General features: G+C 61.1%; 18 protein-coding genes. 12 read left to right on the top strand and 6 right to left on the bottom strand.

Going from position 1 to position 20419, the window contains the following annotated elements:
* Positions 1 to 268 precede the first annotated feature (268 nt).
* Both PLU72_06965 and PLU72_06960 read right to left on the bottom strand, forming a co-directional pair.
* A complete protein-coding gene (locus PLU72_06965) occupies positions 269 to 2308 on the bottom strand; it encodes a sulfatase-like hydrolase/transferase (protein HOT27912.1) in 2040 nt (679 codons plus the stop codon).
* Positions 2274 to 3092 (bottom strand): M55 family metallopeptidase, encoded by an 819-nt coding sequence (locus PLU72_06960; GenBank protein HOT27911.1) that lies wholly within the window; start codon positions 3090 to 3092, stop codon positions 2274 to 2276. The genes PLU72_06965 and PLU72_06960 overlap by 35 nt, the downstream gene beginning before the upstream one ends.
* 87 nt (positions 3093 to 3179) lie before the next feature.
* On the opposite strand from PLU72_06960, the gene uvrB reads away from it, so the two are divergent.
* Positions 3180 to 5267, top strand: coding sequence for an excinuclease ABC subunit UvrB (gene uvrB, locus PLU72_06955; protein ID HOT27910.1), 2088 nt, complete (start codon positions 3180 to 3182; stop codon positions 5265 to 5267).
* Positions 5268 to 5331: 64 nt separating this feature from the next.
* On the opposite strand, the gene PLU72_06950 is transcribed toward uvrB, so the two are convergent.
* The gene (locus PLU72_06950) at positions 5332 to 5961 is read right to left on the bottom strand and encodes a hypothetical protein (GenBank protein HOT27909.1); all 630 of its coding nucleotides are present in this window, start codon (positions 5959 to 5961) and stop codon (positions 5332 to 5334) included.
* Positions 5962 to 6040: 79 nt separating this feature from the next.
* Positions 6041 to 7087 (bottom strand): hypothetical protein, encoded by a 1047-nt coding sequence (locus tag PLU72_06945; GenBank protein ID HOT27908.1) that lies wholly within the window; start codon positions 7085 to 7087, stop codon positions 6041 to 6043.
* Positions 7088 to 7620: 533 nt separating this feature from the next.
* Between PLU72_06945 and PLU72_06940 the strand changes: the two genes are divergently transcribed.
* The 10 genes from PLU72_06940 to PLU72_06895 all read left to right on the top strand — a co-directional run bounded on the left by PLU72_06940 (position 7621) and on the right by PLU72_06895 (position 15840).
* Entirely contained in the window at positions 7621 to 8709 is a 1089-nt protein-coding gene (locus PLU72_06940; GenBank protein ID HOT27907.1) for a triose-phosphate isomerase, read from the top strand.
* A 71-nt stretch (positions 8710 to 8780) separates the two neighbouring features.
* Positions 8781 to 9356, top strand: coding sequence for a phosphate propanoyltransferase (locus PLU72_06935; protein HOT27906.1), 576 nt, complete (start codon positions 8781 to 8783; stop codon positions 9354 to 9356).
* Positions 9357 to 9445: 89 nt separating this feature from the next.
* Positions 9446 to 9724 (top strand): ethanolamine utilization microcompartment protein EutM, encoded by a 279-nt coding sequence (gene eutM, locus PLU72_06930; protein HOT27905.1) that lies wholly within the window; start codon positions 9446 to 9448, stop codon positions 9722 to 9724.
* A gap of 20 nt (positions 9725 to 9744) precedes the next feature.
* Positions 9745 to 10026, top strand: a complete 282-nt coding sequence (locus PLU72_06925) for a EutN/CcmL family microcompartment protein (GenBank protein HOT27904.1) — start codon at positions 9745 to 9747, stop codon at positions 10024 to 10026.
* Between the two features lie 121 nt (positions 10027 to 10147).
* Positions 10148 to 11566: an aldehyde dehydrogenase EutE gene (locus PLU72_06920; protein ID HOT27903.1), complete on the top strand. Its 1419-nt coding sequence runs from the start codon at positions 10148 to 10150 to the stop codon at positions 11564 to 11566.
* Positions 11567 to 11577: 11 nt separating this feature from the next.
* On the top strand, positions 11578 to 12891 hold the full coding sequence (locus tag PLU72_06915) for a 4Fe-4S dicluster domain-containing protein (GenBank protein HOT27902.1): 1314 nt from the start codon (positions 11578 to 11580) through the stop codon (positions 12889 to 12891).
* A gap of 33 nt (positions 12892 to 12924) precedes the next feature.
* Positions 12925 to 13482 (top strand): BMC domain-containing protein, encoded by a 558-nt coding sequence (locus tag PLU72_06910; GenBank protein HOT27901.1) that lies wholly within the window; start codon positions 12925 to 12927, stop codon positions 13480 to 13482.
* A gap of 112 nt (positions 13483 to 13594) precedes the next feature.
* A complete protein-coding gene (rpiB, locus tag PLU72_06905) occupies positions 13595 to 14059 on the top strand; it encodes a ribose 5-phosphate isomerase B (protein HOT27900.1) in 465 nt (154 codons plus the stop codon).
* A 355-nt stretch (positions 14060 to 14414) separates the two neighbouring features.
* Positions 14415 to 14672: a DUF2442 domain-containing protein gene (locus PLU72_06900; protein ID HOT27899.1), complete on the top strand. Its 258-nt coding sequence runs from the start codon at positions 14415 to 14417 to the stop codon at positions 14670 to 14672.
* A 16-nt stretch (positions 14673 to 14688) separates the two neighbouring features.
* A complete protein-coding gene (locus PLU72_06895; GenBank protein HOT27898.1) occupies positions 14689 to 15840 on the top strand; it encodes a phosphopentomutase in 1152 nt (383 codons plus the stop codon).
* A 66-nt stretch (positions 15841 to 15906) separates the two neighbouring features.
* Here the strand turns inward: PLU72_06895 and PLU72_06890 are convergent, their stop codons facing one another.
* The gene (locus tag PLU72_06890) at positions 15907 to 17274 is read right to left on the bottom strand and encodes a carboxypeptidase-like regulatory domain-containing protein (protein ID HOT27897.1); all 1368 of its coding nucleotides are present in this window, start codon (positions 17272 to 17274) and stop codon (positions 15907 to 15909) included.
* A gap of 59 nt (positions 17275 to 17333) precedes the next feature.
* Positions 17334 to 18563, bottom strand: a complete 1230-nt coding sequence (locus PLU72_06885) for a carboxypeptidase-like regulatory domain-containing protein (GenBank protein ID HOT27896.1) — start codon at positions 18561 to 18563, stop codon at positions 17334 to 17336.
* 557 nt (positions 18564 to 19120) lie between these two features.
* Between PLU72_06885 and PLU72_06880 the strand changes: the two genes are divergently transcribed.
* The gene (locus PLU72_06880) at positions 19121 to 20404 is read left to right on the top strand and encodes a carboxypeptidase-like regulatory domain-containing protein (GenBank protein HOT27895.1); all 1284 of its coding nucleotides are present in this window, start codon (positions 19121 to 19123) and stop codon (positions 20402 to 20404) included.
* Positions 20405 to 20419: the final 15 nt, after the last annotated feature.

The following is a 20419-nucleotide window of genomic DNA, read 5'->3' as shown; positions in this document are numbered from 1 at the left end:
GGAATGACATGTTGGTTGCCGAAAATCCTTGACAAGAATCACGGTTGCTCACAAGCAACACGACAATCTCTTGCATGCTCGATACCGTTCGTGCTGAGCCTGTCGAAGCACGAGTGCTCTCGCCCTTCGACAGGCTCAGGGCAAGCGGGGGTATCGTGTCGATGCGGATATAATATATATTATACGTGATACTATTCGCCCAGCATATGAGACGCATAGCAATACGAACCAACGCACGTCCTGCGGCGTCTGCGCGCTCGGTCACGCGCTATTTCTGCGACAGCAACAGCCTCAGCAGTTCGGCGTCCTGCCGCACCAGGCCGGCCAGCCGGCTCGAGTCCGTAGCCGAATAGGCGTCGAACAGCGGCGCATCGATGGCGAAGTCGTTCCGCATGGTCAGGACCCACGTGAACCGTCCGGCGCTGTCGTAATCGAACATCGACATGCGCGCCGGCGTGCGGACGATGACCCGCCGCTCCGCCGAGTAGTCGAACGACAGGGCGGCCGGCCTAGAAGCCGTTCGGGCATCGCGACCGGGCAATCCGTCCACGTCGAACCCCATGAGGCCGCCGAGCGTGGGCAGGATATCGACATGCTGCGTGGGCTCGTCGATTCGGGCAGGGGGACAGTTCGGCCCGAAAATGAGGCAGGGAACGTGATACTGGCTGACGTGCGGCCCGGTTGCGTGCGCGAAGAAACCGGCATCGCCCAGCGATTCCCCGTGATCGCCCACGAGCAGGACCCAGGTGTTGTGGGCCGCTCCCGATTCGTCAAGACGGCGGAAAAACCGGTCGAGGCGGTCGTCGAGAAACCCCAGGGCATTTCGGTACCGGTTGCGCATTCCTTCGACCGACTCGGGAGTCGGGATCAGGGAGAGCATGTCCGTTCCTTCCGGCAGCACCGGCTTGAACCGCTCGTATGCGGGGGGATACCGGTAATCGAAATGGGTGTTGTAGAGATAGCTGAAAACGAGCTGCGGCCCGGGGGACGCCAGAAGCGCCGGGATGGCTTCGAGCGCCTCGTCGACCGTTCCCGGCCAGTCTTCCGGCCTGACCGGCGGAGGAAGCCGGCGAAAGCCCGTCAGGAACGCGCCGAAATCCTGCAGGCCGTCCGGCGGGCTGCCATGCACGAGGCTGCAGGTGTAACCCGCATCTCTCAGGAAACGGAAGAACGCCGGTTCCCCCACCGCATCGGCATGAAACATGTAGTTGAACGGATACCATCCGTGAAAAAGCGCACCGATCGTTGGTGGAGAGGAGTTTGCTTGTGAGAAATGGCTGCGCATCCAGAGTCCGTTCGCAGCGCGGCAGGCAAGGGCGGGCATGCTTTCGGGCATGAGGTCGGCTCGCCAGCTCTCGACGAGCAGGATGACCAGATTCGGCCGGCCGCTTCCCCGCCAACGGAAGCGCCCCGGGGCGTAGCAGGCGGCTTCATCTATTGTTGGCAATATAGAATGAATGGCGGAGAACTCCGCCGTTCTGAACTTCGCGGCCTGGGGCACCAGCCGGGTGCCGAACGCGAATCTGAAGTTCAGGTATTCCTGGAGGGGAACGATATTCGCCAGCGCCTCGAACTGCAGGAATTGGATGATGCAGAGGCCGGCCGCCAGGACAAGCCGTCCGGGCAGCCAGCCGGGCGGGCGGAGCCGGTCGCGGAGCAGAAAGCCCAGGACCGTCGTCACCACGACGTAGCCTGCTCCCGTGAGCAGCAGGGCCCGTTGTGTTTCCGGAGAAATCCCGGCGGCGGCGAAAATGCCCTTGAACTGCAGAAACCAGAAATGGACGAGGCCGAGATGGTTATTCGTGATCGCGAAGAACTTCGCGTCCAGATACAGGAACAGAAGGACGCCGTAATTCAGAGCCGCCAGGGGAACGAGCGCGAGACGCCATCTCGCCGCAGCCCACGTCTGCGCCAGCCATATCCCCCACCCCGCAAGGCCTGCCGTGATGATCACCCACCAGGACAGACTGTGCGGGCCGGCGAGGTTGAAAGCCGAGGCCGCGGTGAGCACGAGGGGCGGCGCCGACCGGAAAAGAAGCTCCGTCGGCCGCGGGGCCGCGACGAGGAGAACCGACAGGCCGGCGAAGATCATCGCAGTCAGCGAACCGCCGTCCGTCCAGAACGGAGAGTCGTAGATCCAGAGAAATTCGCCGGGCGCCGTCAGCCTGACCAGTTCGGCAACCAACAGAACGGCGGTCAGGCAGTGGAAGCCGAAAAACAGGGCAGGCGACGGGACAGAACGAAGAGCGGCGTTATTTATTCTATTAGATATATCAGTTTCCGGAAGTGGTGAGGAGGGTGATGCCATAGATCACTTCCGCCATCTGGACCGCACTTTCGGCAACGAATTCGAAGGAGTCGTCACCGCTTCTCTTCATGTTCGGTATCCAGGAAATCCGATCGACGAGGTTCATGTCGGTGACCCTGACGCCGAGCTGAAGCGGCGGCGCGATCAGCGGCGGTTCCATGGCCGAAGCGCCCTTGATCGCGCGTTTGATCTCCTCCCGGAGGGCGTCGCACACCCGTTTGGGATGGATGCACGCGGCCGAACGGACGCCGATGGGATACTTGGTGATGACGGTCGGCGCGGCGGGCATGTTGGTGTTCACCTGCTCGATCGTCTTCGAATCGCCGGAAATGAGGATCGTCGGCACCTTGCGCTCGCCAGCCACGAGCGAAAGAACGTCGAACTCCCCGATCGGTGAGCCGAATAACTCGAACCGGAGGCGGTCGGAGTAGGTGTGCGGGATGATCCCGTCGCGCGACCCCGACCGGGCGTGCGCCCCGAGCAGCACCAGACCGCAGAACGTCTGGTCGAGCTGGTCGAAGCCGGCGGTGGGCCGGAATCCGCCCCGGATCAGCGTGACGCTCGTCGGAAGCCGTTCGATCAGCAGGTTCCGGCCGTTGCCGTGGAAGTCGTTGACGTAGATTTCCTCGATCCCCGCTTCAAGCGCACCCGTGCAGACGGCGTTCACTTCATCGGTAAACTGCCGGCGCGCCTGCTCGATCTCGGACGAGTCCCCGTCGCCGATCTGCGCTGGGGATACGACGCCCGCGATGCCTTCCATGTCTGCTGCTATATATAGTTTCACGACTGACGGTCACTCCTTCGACGAGTATCGCCCGGCCTCCGGTACACCGGCGGAACCGGTTTGACACGCCATGTTACCATATCCGGCATGACGACACCAAACGCTCCGAATCGACTCACCCTGGTAAGCCCTTTCCAGCCGCGCGGCGACCAGCCGAGAGCCATCGAGCAGCTGGCGGGCTGGATCGAGGGCGGCCGTCGCTACACTACGCTGCTCGGCGTCACCGGCTCCGGCAAGACGTTCACGATGGCGACCCTCGCGGCGCGCATCCAGCGGCCGATTCTCGTCATCACGCACAACAAGACCCTCGCCGCCCAGCTATACAGCGAGTTCAAGGAGTTCTTTCCCGAAAACGCGGTCGAGTATTTCGTCAGCTATTACGACTATTACCAGCCCGAAGCCTACATCCCGACGACCGACAGCTACATCGAGAAGGATTCGGACATCAACGAGGAGATCGACCGGTTCCGGCACTCGGCGACCGCTTCCCTCTTCATGCGGCGCGACGTCATCGTCGTCGCGTCTGTCAGCTGCATCTACGGTCTCGGCTCGCCCGAAGACTATCTCGGCCTGCGCCTCTCCCTCCGGCAGGGCGACGTTTTGCCTCGCCAGGAGCTGTTGAAGCGGCTCAGCGAGATCCAGTATTCGCGCAACGACATGGACTTTCACCGTTCCCGGTTCCGGGCGCGCGGCGAGACGATCGACATTTTCCCGGCATCGAGCGAGGAGGCGATCCGCGTCCGCTACTTCGGCGACGAGATCGACCGCATCGAACGGTTCGACCCCCTGACCGGCGAGGTCATCTCCCGCCCGCCCGCGATCGAAATCTTCCCGGCCCAGCACTTCGTCACCACCGTCGAGAAGAAGGAGCGCGCGTTCGCCGCCATCGAGGCCGAGATGATCGAGCGGGTCAAGCTGTTCGAGAGCCGCGGCAAGGCAATCGAAGCGCAGCGCATCAACGAGCGCACCCGCTACGACCTCGAAATGATGAAGGAAACGGGCTTCTGCAAGGGCATCGAGAACTACTCCCGCCACCTGGCCGGCCGCGAGCCGGGCAGCGCGCCCGACACGCTCGTCGACTACCTTCCCAAGGACTGCCTGATCATCCTCGACGAGTCCCACATGACCGTTCCGCAGCTGCGCGGCATGTGCCACGGCGATCGAAGCCGCAAGCAGACGCTCATCGACTTCGGCTTCCGCCTCCCCTCCGCGCTCGACAACCGGCCGCTCACCTTCGACGAGTTCCTCGGCAGGAAGCGCCAGCTCCTGTTCGTCTCCGCCACTCCGGGCCCATGGGAGCTCGAGGTTTCGGAATCCTGCGTTGCAGAACAGCTGATTCGGCCGACCGGCCTGCTCGACCCGCAGATAACCGTCGTTCCGACCGACGGCCAGATCGACCACCTGATGGACAAGATCCGCGACCGGCTCGACCACGGCGAGCGCGTGCTCGTGACGACGCTCACCAAGCGCATGGCGCAGGAACTCTCGGGCTACCTCACCCAGATGGGAATCCCCGCGCGCTACCTGCACGACGAGATCGAAACGCTCGAACGCATCGAGATCCTGCGCGACTTGCGGGCCGGCGTTTTTTCGGTGCTCGTCGGCATCAACATGCTCCGCGAAGGCCTCGACCTGCCCGAAGTCTCGCTGGTGGCGATTCTCGACGCCGACAAGGAGGGCTTCCTGCGCTCGGCCTGGGCGCTGATCCAGACCTGCGGCCGCGCCGCCCGCAACGTCCGGGGCGAGGTCATCATGTATGCCGACAAGACCACCCCTTCGATGAAAACCTGTATCGACGAAACCGCGCGCCGCCGCGAGATCCAGGAGCGGTATAACAGGGAAAACGGGATCGAGCCGGCATCGATCGTGAAGAAGCTGCCGAAGATCTTCCTTCCCGGCCAGGAAGGCGGCGAGCAGGGATCAGGCGGAAAGATCGACCAAGACCGTCTTGCCGAACTGGTCAGGGAACTCCAGGCCGAGATGGACAAAGCCGCCCGAGAGCTTCAGTTCGAGCGCGCCGCGATGATCCGCGACGAGATCATCGCTCTCCAGGACGAGCATCTCGAAGCCGACGTTCTCATGGGTCTCGGAAAAGCTCTCCGCTCGGGCCGCGACCGGAGCATGGCCAAGAAGCGCAACCCCCGGCGCTCCCGTTCCCGGCAGAAACCGGCCTGAGGGCTCCCCTCAAGCGAGCGGCGGGGCGGGTTTGAAACCCGCCCCGCCGTGTGTTGTCGCGAGTTCAGCGAACCGGCTTGAGAGGCTTGTGGAAAACGTCGAAGGGAATGTCTTCCTTCAGCTCGATGCGCAGGAAATTCAGGATGTCCATCGAGAGGGAGCGCATCTTCTCGCTGTCGGTCCAGAACAGCTCGAAAACGACGCGTTCGGCTTCCTTGCGAAGCACGGCGAGATCCGCCGAGGCGTGGTTGATCTTCAGGTTCTCGATGTGCGAAGCGATCTTGTAAAATTCAGCGCTGATCAGCTCCGGTCCTTCGGGCGAATCGTCGAACCCCCTCGGGAAGTTCGGATGCTTCTCGCAGAATTCTATTTCAGCAGCTATATGACGAATCAGCGCCGGCTTTTCCTCGAGGCCCATTCGAACGGCCAGCAGTTGCGCCGAAATGGCGCGGGGATCGCCGTTCTTCTTCGCATACTGGAGCGCGGCCACGAGATCGTTGATACCGGCATACGTCGAGTTGATCGAGCCGCAGGTGTACAGCATCTTCTTGAGAATGACGTCTTTCGTGAGCTGATACTGGTCTCGATGCAGCGCCGCGAATTCGGGGGTCACCGCCCCGGCGGGCGTTCCAACCGACAACGCATGCGCAATGACGAAGATTCCGATGATCGATGCAATCGTTCGTTTGCCCATGCATGCATTGTACACACCATTTCATCTATTGGCAACCCGCCTCCCGGATCCGCCCGCAGGCGCGCGCAGCAGTCGGAGCCTACAACGGTTTCCGAGGGTTCGAGGCGTGATCGACGAGTCGGTCGAGTTCGGAACGGAGTTTGCGAAGCTCCTCGACACGTCCGTTGAGAACGAGATACTGGAAATTCGGATTCCGGAAGATTTCCATTTTGCGAAACTCCGGTTCGAGAAACCAGCCTTCCGTCAGGCGCTGGATCAGCATGTTCGCAGGCGCGATCAGAAGAGCGACCGCAAACGAGGGCAGAATCTGGGCCCACCAGGAGGTTTCGTCGATATACTTCTGGAGGTCGTTCTGAAGAATGTTCTCGACGGTTTTATACAGGGCCGCCGTTCCCAGGGTCAGCAGCATGTAATACACCCCGGTGCCGATGACCACGTCGATATCGATCAACTTGAAACGCATGGTGGCGTACACCACGATGATCATGAACGCAAGCGTCGCCCACTCGACGATCGGGAACTCGAACACCCAGAAGATCTGGTGCCGCAGCAGCATGTCGTGAAGAGCGCACAGGCAGTAAAACGCCTCGCCGAGCAGGATGAACTCCACCCTGCGACGCATCATCTCGTCCTCGTGCGTCAGGCGGGCCTTGATGAGCCTGTATGCGATCCGTATCAGCAGCACGCCCATGACGATGGCATACGCCTTCATGAGCGGCCCGCCGATTGCCAGCGGGCCGTCTGGCGTCATTTCGAGGCCCGACCGGAAAATCATGTCGGTCGGCAATGCCGCAAGGAATACGGCGGTCGCCGCCCACGCAAGTCCCCGCGTTCTGGTTCTCGCGTATCTGCCTTCGAGAACGGCGTCCGGGAACTCGGCCAGCAGGGGGATCAGCAGGATCGTACCGATCCACCCCACGCGCACGAACCAGATCGTCGGCAGGATGAAAAACAGCACCTGGAAGACGTTGTACAGCATCGACGCCGTCGCGATGCCTGCGATGACGCGGTTGACCGGCTGGTGTCGCGCCCGCGCCAGGACGAACCAGGCCACGAGCCCCGAAATTCCGGCCGAAATCATCGACGTAGCCAGGCGCAGGGTTGGTGTCAGCACGATGTCTTCCATTCCGCTCCTCCGGGCCCATCTAAGCACGAGTGGCTCCCTCGATGCAACAAGACGGTTCGGCCCTGCCCGTTCGGCGTCGATTTTTCCGGGGCTTGCCAAGGCATACGACATGTGGTATGTTTCTAGTAGAGGCTGGTTTGACAAACATGTCCCTGCGCTGTCCGTGATGATGCAGGTTTAATTGAGCCGACACCTGTATCTAGAGGGAATCTGTCTTCAACCCCCGCTGAGATCCCCTTACGAACAGGATCACTCCTGTTACGAAGACCTCATTGTGAGGCTGAGCAGACAACCGTTTACCGTAAGGTTAGGGTTCAATTGTCCTTCACACGGCAGAGGCGGGGGCCTACCCGCACCACATCGAAGCCGCCGGAGTTTCCCGGCGGTTTTGTTTTTTCGCGGTTCCCCGGGCGTGTTTCCTCTCTCAACAATTTCGCTCTGTCCGACATCTGTCTCCATCTGCGCTATCTGCGGACAAGCTGATGAGCGTTTCTTGTGTTTTGCGCATTTGATGCAGGGAATTTTCGTTCCGGGTGTTGCCTTCCAAGTCGCACGTGGGTATATTTACCCCCATCATGACGGCGCATCCCCTTCTCATCGCATCGGAAACGCTCAAAACCGCGGACCTCATCGCTCCCCCCTTCGGCCTGCAGCCCGAAGAGTTCGTGCTGACCAGGCTCGAATCGCTGGCCGTCCTGGGCTTTTCGCGCTTTTCCGCCGTCGTGGTCCACGAACCGCCGGCCGATCTCTTTCGCAGGCTGTCCCTCGGCCTTCGCGACTCTCCCGATGCCGAAGCTCTCTGGACCCTCATCTCGCAGGCCCGATCGGTGCCGGTTTTCGTGCTGTCAGCCAGCATCGAGCGCCCACCCAGGGAGCTTTCCGATCTCGGCATCGGCATGACCATCCCCCAACGGCTTCACGAATTGTGTACAACGCATGCCGATCCCGGCGCGGGGAACACCGGTCCGATGGTTTCCGCCGCCTCCCTGCTGACCGCCGACGACGTCCGCGCCTTGCATCTGAAGGGCGTCAAAACGCTCGACGAGAGCACCCCGATGACCGACTGGGCCAGGGAAACGGCGGCCGCGCTCGGTATCAGGCTCACGCCGGCCGCTTCCCGCCGCATTCTGATTCCTGTCGAAGCCCGGAGCGTCAGGCACCTGGCGAGCTTCGGCGAGCTTTTGCACGGCTTCGCGTCGTCCCCGCTCGCGCCGCTGTTCGTCGTTGCCGAGCCCCTCATGCCGGCGTTCAACGACCTTTTTCCGTCGCTGCGCGGCAGGCTCGTCGCGCCGAGCATCCACTGGGAGAAACAGGGCGCCTTCACGGGTGAAATATCGCTTGCTATGGCGCTCGATCTCGGCTGCGAGGGGGCGATCGTCCCGGATCTGCCGGCGTATGCCGAGCCGAAACGGTTCGCGCAACTGTGCGCCGCCGTGGCCGGAAAGCAGTTTTCGCTTTATGTGCCCTCCCCCCTTGCCGCCCGGGATTGTTGTGCTATAATTGGCGACCGGATCTTCCGGCTCACGGATGGCCGGGGCCGCCCCGCACCGGAGCTGCCGAAAGACGGAGCCCTCGTCATGAAGGGCTGCGAACTCGAGAAGATTGCCCAGGAAAGGAACTAGCCGTGATCGACGAAGCCAATGTCAAGACCATCGTAGCCGAAGTGCTCAAGCACATCGATCTCCAGGAACGCATCCGCCCCGGAACCGTTCCGGCCGGCGTCAGCGGCCGTCACATCCATGTTTCCCAGGCCGACCTCGAGACTCTGTTCGGGGCCGGGTACCAGCTCAAGGAGATGAAAAAGCTCTCCCAGCCGGGCCAGTTTGCCGCCGAAGAGTGCGTCATGCTTGTCGGCCGCAAGGGCGTCATCGAGAAGTGCCGCATCCTCGGGCCGGTCCGGCCGGCCACGCAGATCGAGATTTCCGGCACCGACAGCTTCACGCTCGGCGTGCCGATCGTGTATCGCGACTCGGGCGACACCAAGGGAACCCCCGGCGTCATCGTCGTCGGGCCGAAGGGCCACGTGGTGCTGAAGGAAGGCGTCATCGTCGCCAATCGCCACGTGCATCTGCACACCAAAGAAGCCGAGAAGATGGGCCTGAAGGACATGGACCGGGTCACGGTCAAAACGCAGGGCCCGCGCGCCGTCGCGTTCCAGAACGTTCTGGTGCGCGTCAGCGACAAGTTCGCCGCCGATTTCCACGTCGACAACGACGAGGGAAATGCCGCCGGCCTCAAAACGGGTGATATGGTCGAGATCGTTCGCTGATCGCGACCGCCACAGAGAGTTTTCGACACGCAGTACACATTTCTGACAAGCCAAAATCTCAGGAGGACGTCATGCAGGAAGCTCTGGGTATGATCGAAACCAAAGGTCTGACCGCTCTTATCGAAGCCACCGACGCGATGGTCAAAGCCGCCAACGTGAAGCTCGTCGGCTGGGAAAAAATCGGTTCCGGGTATGTGACCGCCTTCGTGCGCGGTGATGTCGCCGCCGTCAAGGCCGCCACCGATGCCGGCGCCGCAGCCGCCAAGAAGATCGGCGAGCTGATCTGCGTCCACGTGATCCCGCGGCCGCACGGCAACCTCGATGAGGTCATGCCGATCCGCGACAACACCCAGACCTCCAAGAAGTAATCCGGGGAAGTCGTCGAGTCATGAATCTCGGTCGAGTCTGCGGAACCGTTGTCTGCACGCGCAAGGAAGAGCGGCTCAACGGCATGAAGTTTCTGATCGTCGAGGAACTGACGATCGAGCGCAAGCCGACGGGCCACTTCGTCATCGCCGTGGACGCGGTCAGCGCCGGAGCGGGCGAAACCGTGCTGCTGGTCAGCGGCAGCTCGGCGCGCCTGACCGAACGCACCCTGAACTGCCCGGTCGACGCGGCTGTTGCAGCCATCGTCGACTCGGTCGTGATGGACCACGAACGCACGACCTGACCCCCCGGCGGACTCCTCTTGATCGATCTCCCGGCCCCTCGCGCCGTTTTCCGCGACGGGGCTGGGGATCGTGTGGTTCGTCGGTCAGACAGACAGGAAGCCTCACGGCACGGGGGAACGAATGTCCATTTCTCGTGATGAGCTGGGCGTCATCGTCCAGGAAGTCCTCAGGAATCTGAAAGCGTCCGGCACGGTCGCCACCGCCGGCGCGCGGTCGGCGGAGCCTTCGGGCAAAGGCATCTTCGAGAATATAGAAGACGCTATCAAATCAGCCGTCGACGCGCAGAAGAAGCTCGTCGAGCTTCCGGTGGCGTTGCGCAGGAAGATGATCGACAACATGCGCGCCCGCTGTCTCGCGAAGCTCGAGGAGCTCGCGCGCATCGGCGTCGAAGACACCGGCTACGGCCGCGTCGACGACAAGATCCAGAAGAACCGCCTCGCCATTACGAAGACGCCCGGTCTCGAAGATCTCCAGCCCGTGTCGTATTCGGGCGACGACGGCCTGACGCTCGTCGAGCAGGCCCCCTACGGCGTCATCGGGGCCATCACCCCCTCGACCAACCCGTCCGAAACGATCATCTGCAACTCGATCGGCATGATCGCGGCCGGCAACGCCGTCGTGTTCGGCCCCCACCCCGGCGCCGCGAAGATCAGCCGGTTCACCGTCGAACTGCTGAACGACGCCGTCGTCGAGGCAGGCGGGCCCGCCAACCTGATGACGATGGCCGCGAAGCCGAGCATCGAGAACGCCCAGATCCTGATGACCCACCCGTCGATCCGGCTGCTGGTCGTGACCGGCGGCCCCGCCGTCGTCGCCGCCGCCGCCAAGTGCGGCAAGAAATACATCGCCGCCGGCCCGGGCAACCCGCCCGCCGTCGTCGACGAGACGGCCGACCTGAAAAAAGCGGCGCGTGATATTATATCCGGCGCTACACTCGACAACAACGTGCTCTGCATCGCCGAGAAGGAGATCATCGTCGTCGAGTCGGTCGCCGAGGAACTGAAGCGTCACCTGCGCAACAGCGGGGCTTACGAGGCGTCGGCGCGCGAGATCATCCAGCTCGAGAAACTGGTGCTCGACCCGAAGACGGGCGGCCCGAACCGCAAGTTCGTCGGCAAGAACGCCGGGTATATCCTCGAGCAGATCGGCGTTCGCGTGCCTGACGACGTGCGCATGGTGCTGTGCGAAACCGGCCCCGATCACCCCTTCGTCGTCGAAGAGCTGCTGATGCCGGTCATCCCGCTGGTGCGCGTGCGCGACGTGAACGCCGCCATCGACCTGGCCGTCAAGGTCGAACACGGCAACAACCATACCGCCGTGATGCACAGCCGCAACATCGACAACCTTCATCGCATGGCCGTGCGGTGCAACTGCTCGATCTTCGTGAAGAACGGCCCGAGCTACGCCGGCCTGGGAATGGGCGGCGAAGGCTTCACCACCTTCACGATCGCCTCCCCCACCGGCGAAGGTCTGACCAGCGCCCGCACCTTCACCCGCCAGCGCCGCTGCGTCATCGTCGACAGCTTCAGAATCGTTTGATTTGCCGACACATGGGTGAAATTGCCATAGCCGAATTGGGGTTGGTGGGCTGCGGGGGCGCCGGGTTTCCGACGCATGTGAAGCTCGCGGCGCAGAACGTCGATCATCTGATCGTGAACGCCGCCGAGTGCGAGCCGCTCCTCCACAAGGACAAGGAAATCCTCAAACACGCGGCGGACGAGTTCTTCAAGGGACTGATCCGCGCGATCGATCTCACCGGGGCGAAGCACGCGCATATCGCGATGAAGCGAAAGTATGCCGACCTGCTCGAAGCTCTCGAGAAGGCGATTCCCGACAAGCGAATCTCGATGCTCCCCCTCGGCGACTTCTATCCGTCGGGCGATGAATATGAGCTGGTATATGAAGCAAGCGGACGACTGATCCCGTTCGGCGGCATTCCGCTGCACGTCGGCTGCGTCGTCAGCAACGTCGAGACGCTGCTGAACCTCGGCCGCAACAGGCCGGTCACGACGAAGATCCTGAGCCTCGCGGGCGCCGTTCCCAACCCGATGACCGTCGAAGTGCCGGTCGGCATCACGGTGTTCGAGGCCCTTTCTCTCTCGGGCCTGAAATCCCTTGCAGGGCTGACGGTGATCGACGGCGGCCCGATGATGGGGCGGCTCGTGCGCGACCCGCAGACCGATGTCGTCACGAAGACCACCGGCGGTCTGATTGCGCTTCCCAGCGATCATCCCCTGATTCGACGGATGGCGACGTCAGATGCCCACAACAAGCAGATTGCCCGCTCGGCCTGCGACCAGTGCACCGACTGTTCGGAACTCTGCCCCCGTGCGCTTCTCGGGTATCCCATCCGACCCCACAAGGCGATGAGGACCGCCCAGCTCGCCCCGTTCAACGATCAGAATTATTCGCGCGACGCGATCTTCTGCAGCGAGTGCGGGCTCTGCTCGCTGTTCTCCTGCCCAGAAGCCCTGCCGCCGCGCGAAATGTGCCAGATGGCGAAGCGCCATCACCTGTCTCACGGCATCAAGCCGACCGACTGGAAGGATGCGCCCCAGGTGCACCCGATGCGTGGCCAGCGCCGCGTGGGCATCGAGCGGCTGATCAAGCGGCTTGGGCTGCTCGATTACGACCACAAATCGCCCTGGACCGAAATCAGAACGCGCTTCGAGCGTGTCCGGCTTCCGCTAAAAATGCATGTCGGCGTTCCCGTCGAACCCCTGGTGCGCCCGGGCGACATGGTCAAGCTCGGCCAGCTCATCGGCGCCGTTCCCGACAAGAAACTGGGCGCACCGCTTCATGCATCGATCAGCGGCCGCATCGAAAGCGTCGATTCCGCCTCGATCGTCATCTCCCGGGCCTGAAGACGCCCATGAAACCGAACTGAGAGCACCGCCATGAACATCTCGCAGAACGCCATCGGCCTCGTGGAACTGTCCAGCATCGCCATGGGCTACCAGACCACCGACGCCATGCTCAAGACCGCATCCGTCGAGCTCGTCCTGTCGCGCACCATCTGCCCGGGCAAGTTCATCGTCATGGTCTGGGGCGACGTGGCGGCCGTCGAGGCGAGCGTCGCCGCCGGCGTCCGCGTCGGCCAGGGGTATCTCGTGAACGACCTCGTCATCCCGAACCTGCATCCGCAGATCTACCCGGCGATGACGGCGACCAACCCGATTCCCGAGACGGATGCGCTGGGCGTCGTCGAGACGTTCGACGTCGTCTCGACGATCCTGGCGGCCGACGCCTCGGCGAAGGCCGCCGACGTGCAACTCGTCGAAATCCGCATCGCGATGGCGATCGGCGGGAAGGCGTTCTACACGATGACCGGCGACGTCGCCGCCGTCGAGGCCGCCGTCGCCGCGGGTCTGAACGTCCTCGATGGGCGCGGCCAGGTCGTCTACAGCGTCGTCATCCCGCGCCCCCGCCCCGAACTCTTCCGCGAGTTCATTTGAGGGACGATTTCCCCCCGGAGACAGAGAGATACAGAGGTTTTCGGGATTTATTCGCAGCGTTATCCGCAGATGACGCAGATCGCACAGATATTGACCGATGGAGTGACGAAAGATGCCGAGGATTGTGATTGGGGCTGATCATGGCGGGTTTTCGCACAAGGAGGAGCTGAAGAAGCACCTGACGGCGGCCGGCCACACGGTCGAGGACGTCGGCGCCTTCTCGACCGACCCGGTCGATTATCCCGACATCGCCTGGCTGGTCGCCAACGCGGTCGCGATGAACCCGCACACGCTCGGCATCGTCATCGACGGGGCCGGCATCGGCTCGTGCATGGCCGCGAACAAGGTCCCCGGCGTCCGGGCCGCCTGCTGCAACGATCTCTACACCGCCCGCAACAGCCGCGAGCACAACCACGCAAACCTGCTCACCCTGGGCAGCATGGTGATCGGCACAGGCCTGATGAAGCAGATCGTCGACCTCTGGATCGCCACCCAGCCAGCCCCCGGCCGCCACGCCGCCCGCGTCGCCAAGATCACCCGCCTCGAATCTCTGGGCACGCAACCGCAGAAGGGATGACGTTTTTCAATTTCCCACTCTGATCAGGTATTGCTGACAATGATTTTCTGCAGGGTAAGCGTATGAGTTTCTCCGGATGCGGGCGGATCACGATCCGCCCCTACGACTTGGGGCTTGGACATTATTGATTCCTGCAGAATGAAAACCACCCGTTCGCCCTGAGCCTGTCGAAGGGCGAAATGAGGAATCATCGGCAAGTGGCTGTTCGTGCTTCGACAAGCTCAGCACGAACGGAGACACGAAGCTGGTTTTTGATATGCAGGACTCAATAGGCATGTTGGGGCGCATCGCGATGCGCCCGGAACGCACTCCGCGTTGCTGCGAAGCAATCCCATGAATTGTGGTATCATTTTTTATGATGCTTCACGTAATTCACTATGTTCGCTTCACGAACGAAACCATGCTGATCGAAATCGATGGAAAACCGTATGAATTCAAACTCAATGAGATTTCTTCAAAACTATCTGAAGCGACAACCGAGCAAAGAAATGCATTAGAAATTTCCCCGTCAGGTTATGGTATCCACTGGCCACTCGTCGATGAAGACCTTTCGATCGACGGGTTACTGAATATTTCCCATGCGCTTCCGGTAAAAAAGACGAAAGCGGCATGACCCAAGGAGAGTAAGAATGCGAGCAATATGTATCGTGGTTGACAGCGCGGGCATCGGGGCGATGCCTGATGCGGCGCAGTATGGCGATGAGGGGTCGGCGACGATTCCGAACATCGCGAAGGTGTCGGGCGGGCTGAATGTGCCGACCATGGCGAAGCTGGGCCTGGGCAACATCACGCCGATCGTCGGCGTTCCCCCGGCGAAGCAGCCTCTCGGCTCGTTCGGAAAGCTGCACGAACTGTCGCCGGGCAAGGACACGACGACGGGCCACTGGGAAATGATGGGCGCGAAGCTCGATTTTGCCTTCCCGGTTTTCCCGAAAGGGTTTCCCAAATCCTTCATCGAGACGTTTGAAAAAACCGTCGGTCGCGGCACGATCGGAAATTACCCGGCTTCCGGCACCGAGATCATCATGCAGCTCGGCGACGAGCATGTCAAAACCGGCAAGCTGATCGTCTACACGTCGGCCGACTCGGTGTTCCAGATCGCCGCCCACGAGGAAGTGGTCCCGCTGGAAGAGTTGTATGCCATCTGCCGCAAGGCCCGAGAGCTGCTCCAGCCGCCCGACCTGGGCGCCGCGCGCGTCATCGCCCGGCCGTTCATAGGCACGTCGGGTGCCTACAAGCGCACGGCGCACCGGCACGATTTCAGTCTCGAGCCGTCGGTCGACACCCTGCTCGACGTGCTGAAGAAGAAGGGCGTGACGACCTACGGTATCGGCAAGATCTATGACATCTTCGCCGGCCGCGGTGTCGATCCATACGTCACGACCGAAAGCAACGCCGACGGCATGAAGAAAACGATGGAGTCGCTCGACAAGGTGAAAGAGGGCCTCATCTTCGTGAACCTCGTCGACACCGACATGATCTACGGCCACCGCCGCGACGTGGCCGGCTACAGGAAGGCCCTCGAGGAATTCGACGCCTGGCTGGCCGGCTTCATGGCGAAGCTCGACGAGAAAGACCTCCTGATCCTCACCTCCGACCACGGCTGCGACCCGACCTTCAAGGGAAGCGACCACACCCGCGAGTATCCCTTCCTGCTCGCCTACCAGAAGGGTCGCCCCGGCGCCGACCTCGGCATCCGCCACGGCCTTTGGGATATAGCGGCAAGCATAGCGCAACATCTCGGTCACACCTACGATCGGGGAACGACATTCTGGAAATAACCTCGTTCGATCGATAGAAAAAACCCCCGGACGATCGTCCGGGGGATTTTTCTATCGATCGCGTTCTCAGGGCCGTTTCGCAACTGCCCCGATGAGGAGAATGATATTTCCGGCATCCTCTTCAGGATTGATCATCGCATCCCCGTTGATCGAGTAACTGCCGGAAGCCGCCGCCGGTCCTTTTGAATCGGGATAGATCGAGACGGTCCAGGGCTGTTTATAACCAACGGGGACAGCCGCATAATCGAGATCGCAGACACCACCGCCAACGTAGTTGACCGGAACGTTGGTATGCCACAGATTGCCGATGACGGTGTCGTTGTTGATCAGATCTGGACCCGCAACACGGATGGTGACACCACGGGTGACACGGTTGTCGAGGATGCCAACAACGGGGTTGGCAGCATCGAGCGCCGGCGCAAGGGTGTCATTGTTCGCAAGGAAATCAACATCGATTCGGATATTTCCCTGTTCGCCTTGGGCGATCGTATCGATCGCAATGACTTCATCCAGATATCCCCGAACGTTGACGCGGAGATTGATCGGGAAGGCCACCCCAGGGACCTTGACCACGTTGGGCAACTGCGGGCTCGTCAGGTTGCCAAGGTCGCTGATCGTATGCGTGGCGAGAATCTTCGGGGGATTCGTTCCGGCCTGTTCGGCGTAGATATTCATGATACCGCCTACGATATAATCCGGAACGTTCACACAGCGCACGATGAGGTTGTATGAATTGGCTTCCAGCATGATGTCCGTGAGAATATTGGCCGTCCCAGACAGAGTCGTGTTGGTCGTTTTGTAGAGATCGGGATTCGGGCTGATTGAAACGGCATAGACTCCGCCTTTTGCCGGAAGTTGAATCGCTTGTCCTCCGGCTGTCTGGCCGTTTTTCCATTCGGTAACCGTGTAGGTGAACGTCTGGTTGTCGAAGGTGATCGTCACCAGCTCATTTCCATCCAGGAGTTCCATCGACTTGCTGTCGCGAAGATTCAGACGAACGGAAATATACTGAGGCAACGGACTGCCGACGGCGTTCATCTTGATCGCACCGATATCGACCGTTTCAGCGTTCTGGACGTATACGGAAGTTACGGTCGAGGAGGCTGAAGGATACTGCAAGTCCTCGTAACCGACCTTGGTGGCTTCGATCTTGAACTTGTCAGGCGTGAGATTCGTAAACATGAACCGCCCGTTGGCACCGGTGACGGAAACGAAGTTCTGGCCGAGAGCCGCCTGAGCGTTCGTGCTGACCGCCGCTTCGGACACGATCCTGACGCGCACGCCTTCAATGGGGGCCGACGAGGCGCTGTCGACGATCAATCCGGTCAGGTTGCTGGACCGGACGCCGAGGGCGCCCTTCTCGCATCCCATCGTCATGAGGACCGTGATGCCGAGAGCGGCCAGCAGCCAGCCTCCCCATACGCGAACATTCATGAATCCCGACCTCCTGTTGTCATTCATGGCCGTATCAGACATAGCTTTATGATCCTCCATCAGTTCACCTGGATGGTGACGATCTGAGGATCGACACCGTCATCATTGATCATCGGCGATTCGGTTCCGAACGTGCCGTCATCGACGTTGTATCCCTTGAACGTCAGGGTGTAACCCGTTGGCACCTGGTTCGTTCCCAGGTCGACGACCTTCGGCGTCGTCGTGAGCAGGCCCGAGTTGGTGACCGTCGTCGTCGCCCAGACGGTGCCGGTCTCCTGGCAGTAGGCGCCGATGCGCTCGCCGTTGTTGATGTTCGCTCCGATCACGACGACCCGGACGTCGCGAAGGATCGGGGAGAAGTTCGTCTTCAGCGAGAGGGTCTGGTAGATGACCCCCTGGAAATCACTGTTCGGCACGACGGGAACGGCTCCGTTCATCCGGTAGCCCTTGATTTCCGCTTCGAGAGAAACGGTGGTGCCCATCGGAATGCCGCCGATTTCGAAGGACTGCGCGTTCAGTTTTCCCGTCGCCGTCGCCACGACGCGGTTTCCCGAGTAGGCGATGATGTTCGCATCGGGGGCGTTGGTGAACACCCACCCTGGAACGTCCTTCCAGACGCCGACGATTTTGTAGGTCTGGGGCTGGAGGAGGATGACCCCCAGATCGACGTCGGTCGTGCCGGTGATGGTCGTGGTGTAGGTCTCGTAATTCGTCACCTTGATTGTCACGTCGATTCCGCCGGCCTGCGCCGCGACGGCGAACCCGATCTGGAAGTCGCTCGGCATGCGGTTGTTGAACACCTGGGTGCCGAACGTGAACTGGCTGTTTCCGATGGAGATCAGCGTCCCGTTCCGCGCATCCTTCAGGGTCCCCTTCACATTGATATACTGATTCGTATACAATTGAACCATTCTCACGTCAGGCACGGCCCTGTTCTCGTCATTCACCACGACGACGCTCACGGCCGCCGAGGCATCCTGCGCGATGGGGTCGTATCCGGCCTTGTCGAAGGAAAGTTTCCATTCGCCGGCGCGGAGGTCGGTGAAGACATAGGCGCCTCTGGAGTCGGTGTAGGTGAATTTCGTCACTTTATCCTTCTCGGCGCCGGTTATCCCTGTGACGCTGACGCCGCTGACTCCAGCGAGGGTGCGGCTGTCGACGACGAAGCCGGACACGCTCCCTCCCTTGAGACCGAGTGTTCCCTTCTCACAGCCTACCAAGGAGATGATAAGCAGGAAAAAGGCAATGAGGATCCCCATGCCAGAGGGGATTCTTTTTGCAGGAATCATGATACGGCCTCCCGGATCGATGCAGTTTGCCGATGGGTTTGAATCTGTATCGGCGCAACTCGCCCATTTCTTTACCCCCCGACGCCAATCATTGTCTGAATCATCTGCCAATTTTTTTTCAGAATTTGCAGGATGCGTTCAGGGCGCGTCGCGCCATCAGTCCGGGCCACACGGGCGATTTTCAAACCTGCCCCTACGGCATGAAGGAGCGCAATGAATCTCTATTGAGCCCTGGAGAATGAGAACCAACCGTTCGCCATGAGCATGTCGAAGGACGAAATGAGGAACCATCGACAAGTGGCTGTTCGTGCTTCGACAAGCACAGCACGAGCGGAGACACGAAGCTGGTTTTTGATATGCAGGATTCAATAACCCTCAGTGGTGGAATAGTCTTCAATATGCGCTCTGATTCGTTGTCGGGAACTCTTGTGCTGTCCGCAACACAGTTCGGAAATTGCGGATTGAAGAAAAGGTTTAAGTGTTCGACGGAAAACGCCGATAACTTCACCGGATAACTTTCATTCTGCTCCGCGGTGGGGCGAATAACGGAGGCACACATGGGAAGCGAGTTAAAACCGGCCAGAACACGGTGGCTCCTGCTGATGGCGCTGGCTCTCTCGAGCCTGGTCATCACCGGTTGCGAGAAAGGCTCCCTGGGCGTTCAGTCAGGGACGGTTGTCGGGTATGTTCTCGAGGATTCGACGAACACCCCCATTGCGGATGTCCTCGTCCGCGCAACCAACACGAAATACGGCACCAGGACAGCCAACACCGGCGGAGACGGAAAATACGCTCTCCCCAACATGAATCCGGATTCCGCGCCCTGGGACCTCGCCTTTTCGAAGTCCAACTATTCGGCCAGCGGTGCGGTTAACCTGCTCCATGTCCAGGTGACAAACGGGGAAACCGTTCAGGCGCCGACGTTCTTCATGGTCAAGGAAAACACCGCCGTGCGCGGAACCCTGAAAGGGTATCCGGTCGACGCCATCACCGGAAAGCCTCTCCAGAAATTCACGGTGTCGCAGATCGATCCCGCCCGGAGCAAGACGTTCGACACGGCCCAGGACTTCAAGGATGCCGGCTGGACCGGTCTCGAAGGCGGCAACCGCACCTACAAGATCACCTGCGACAACTACGCGCCCTTCCTCTCGCAGCCGCTCCTGATCACGAAAGTCCCCTACGACGCGGGAGTCATCCAGATGAACCCGCTCACGGTGGAAGTTTCCGGAACCTTGCGGAACGTTCCCGGGTATATCCTCGACGCGAGCACGAACTTCACCGGCGTCATATGGGCCGAGTCGGCCGGTCGGGTCGTCGCCACCGCGACCGCGGGCACCGGCGGCACGACCTTCCAGGGAACCGTCGTCTACTCTCTTTCGAACGTTCCCGTCACCGCCGGAAGCGTTGCGGTCAAGATGAAAATCCGCGGCTACGACACGATCACGATCAACCCGTCGGTGAGCCTGCCCAGCCAGCGGCCCGGCGGCACCATCGGCGGCATCGACATCGACTTCAACAACGTCCAGCCGATCACCCGCGACGTCCGCATCGTCGTGCGCGGCTCGGCGCCGTCCGGGCAGAACGAGCCCTCGACGCTCGAAAACGGGGATGTCGTTCGCGTCTACATCAAGCAGGGCGGCAAGGATATCGTTCCCTACGTCGACGTCGTCGGCAGCAATTACCTCGCAGAAGCCTACTTCAGCGGCGTCATCACCGGCTACGAGCTTGACATCCTCGCGGTCAACATGAACCGCGGGTATATCAAGGGCGAGCTCACCAAACTCAAGGTGCCCGAAGACGGCAATTCCGTCTATACCTCCGAACTCCAACTGCAAAAATAACAATCGCGCTCAAAA

This window comes from Candidatus Ozemobacteraceae bacterium (genome assembly GCA_035373905.1).
Classification (GTDB): Bacteria; Muiribacteriota; Ozemobacteria; order Ozemobacterales; family Ozemobacteraceae; genus MWAR01.
Note: the sequence above shows the minus strand (reverse complement) of the source record. Positions and strands in the feature narration are given on the sequence as shown.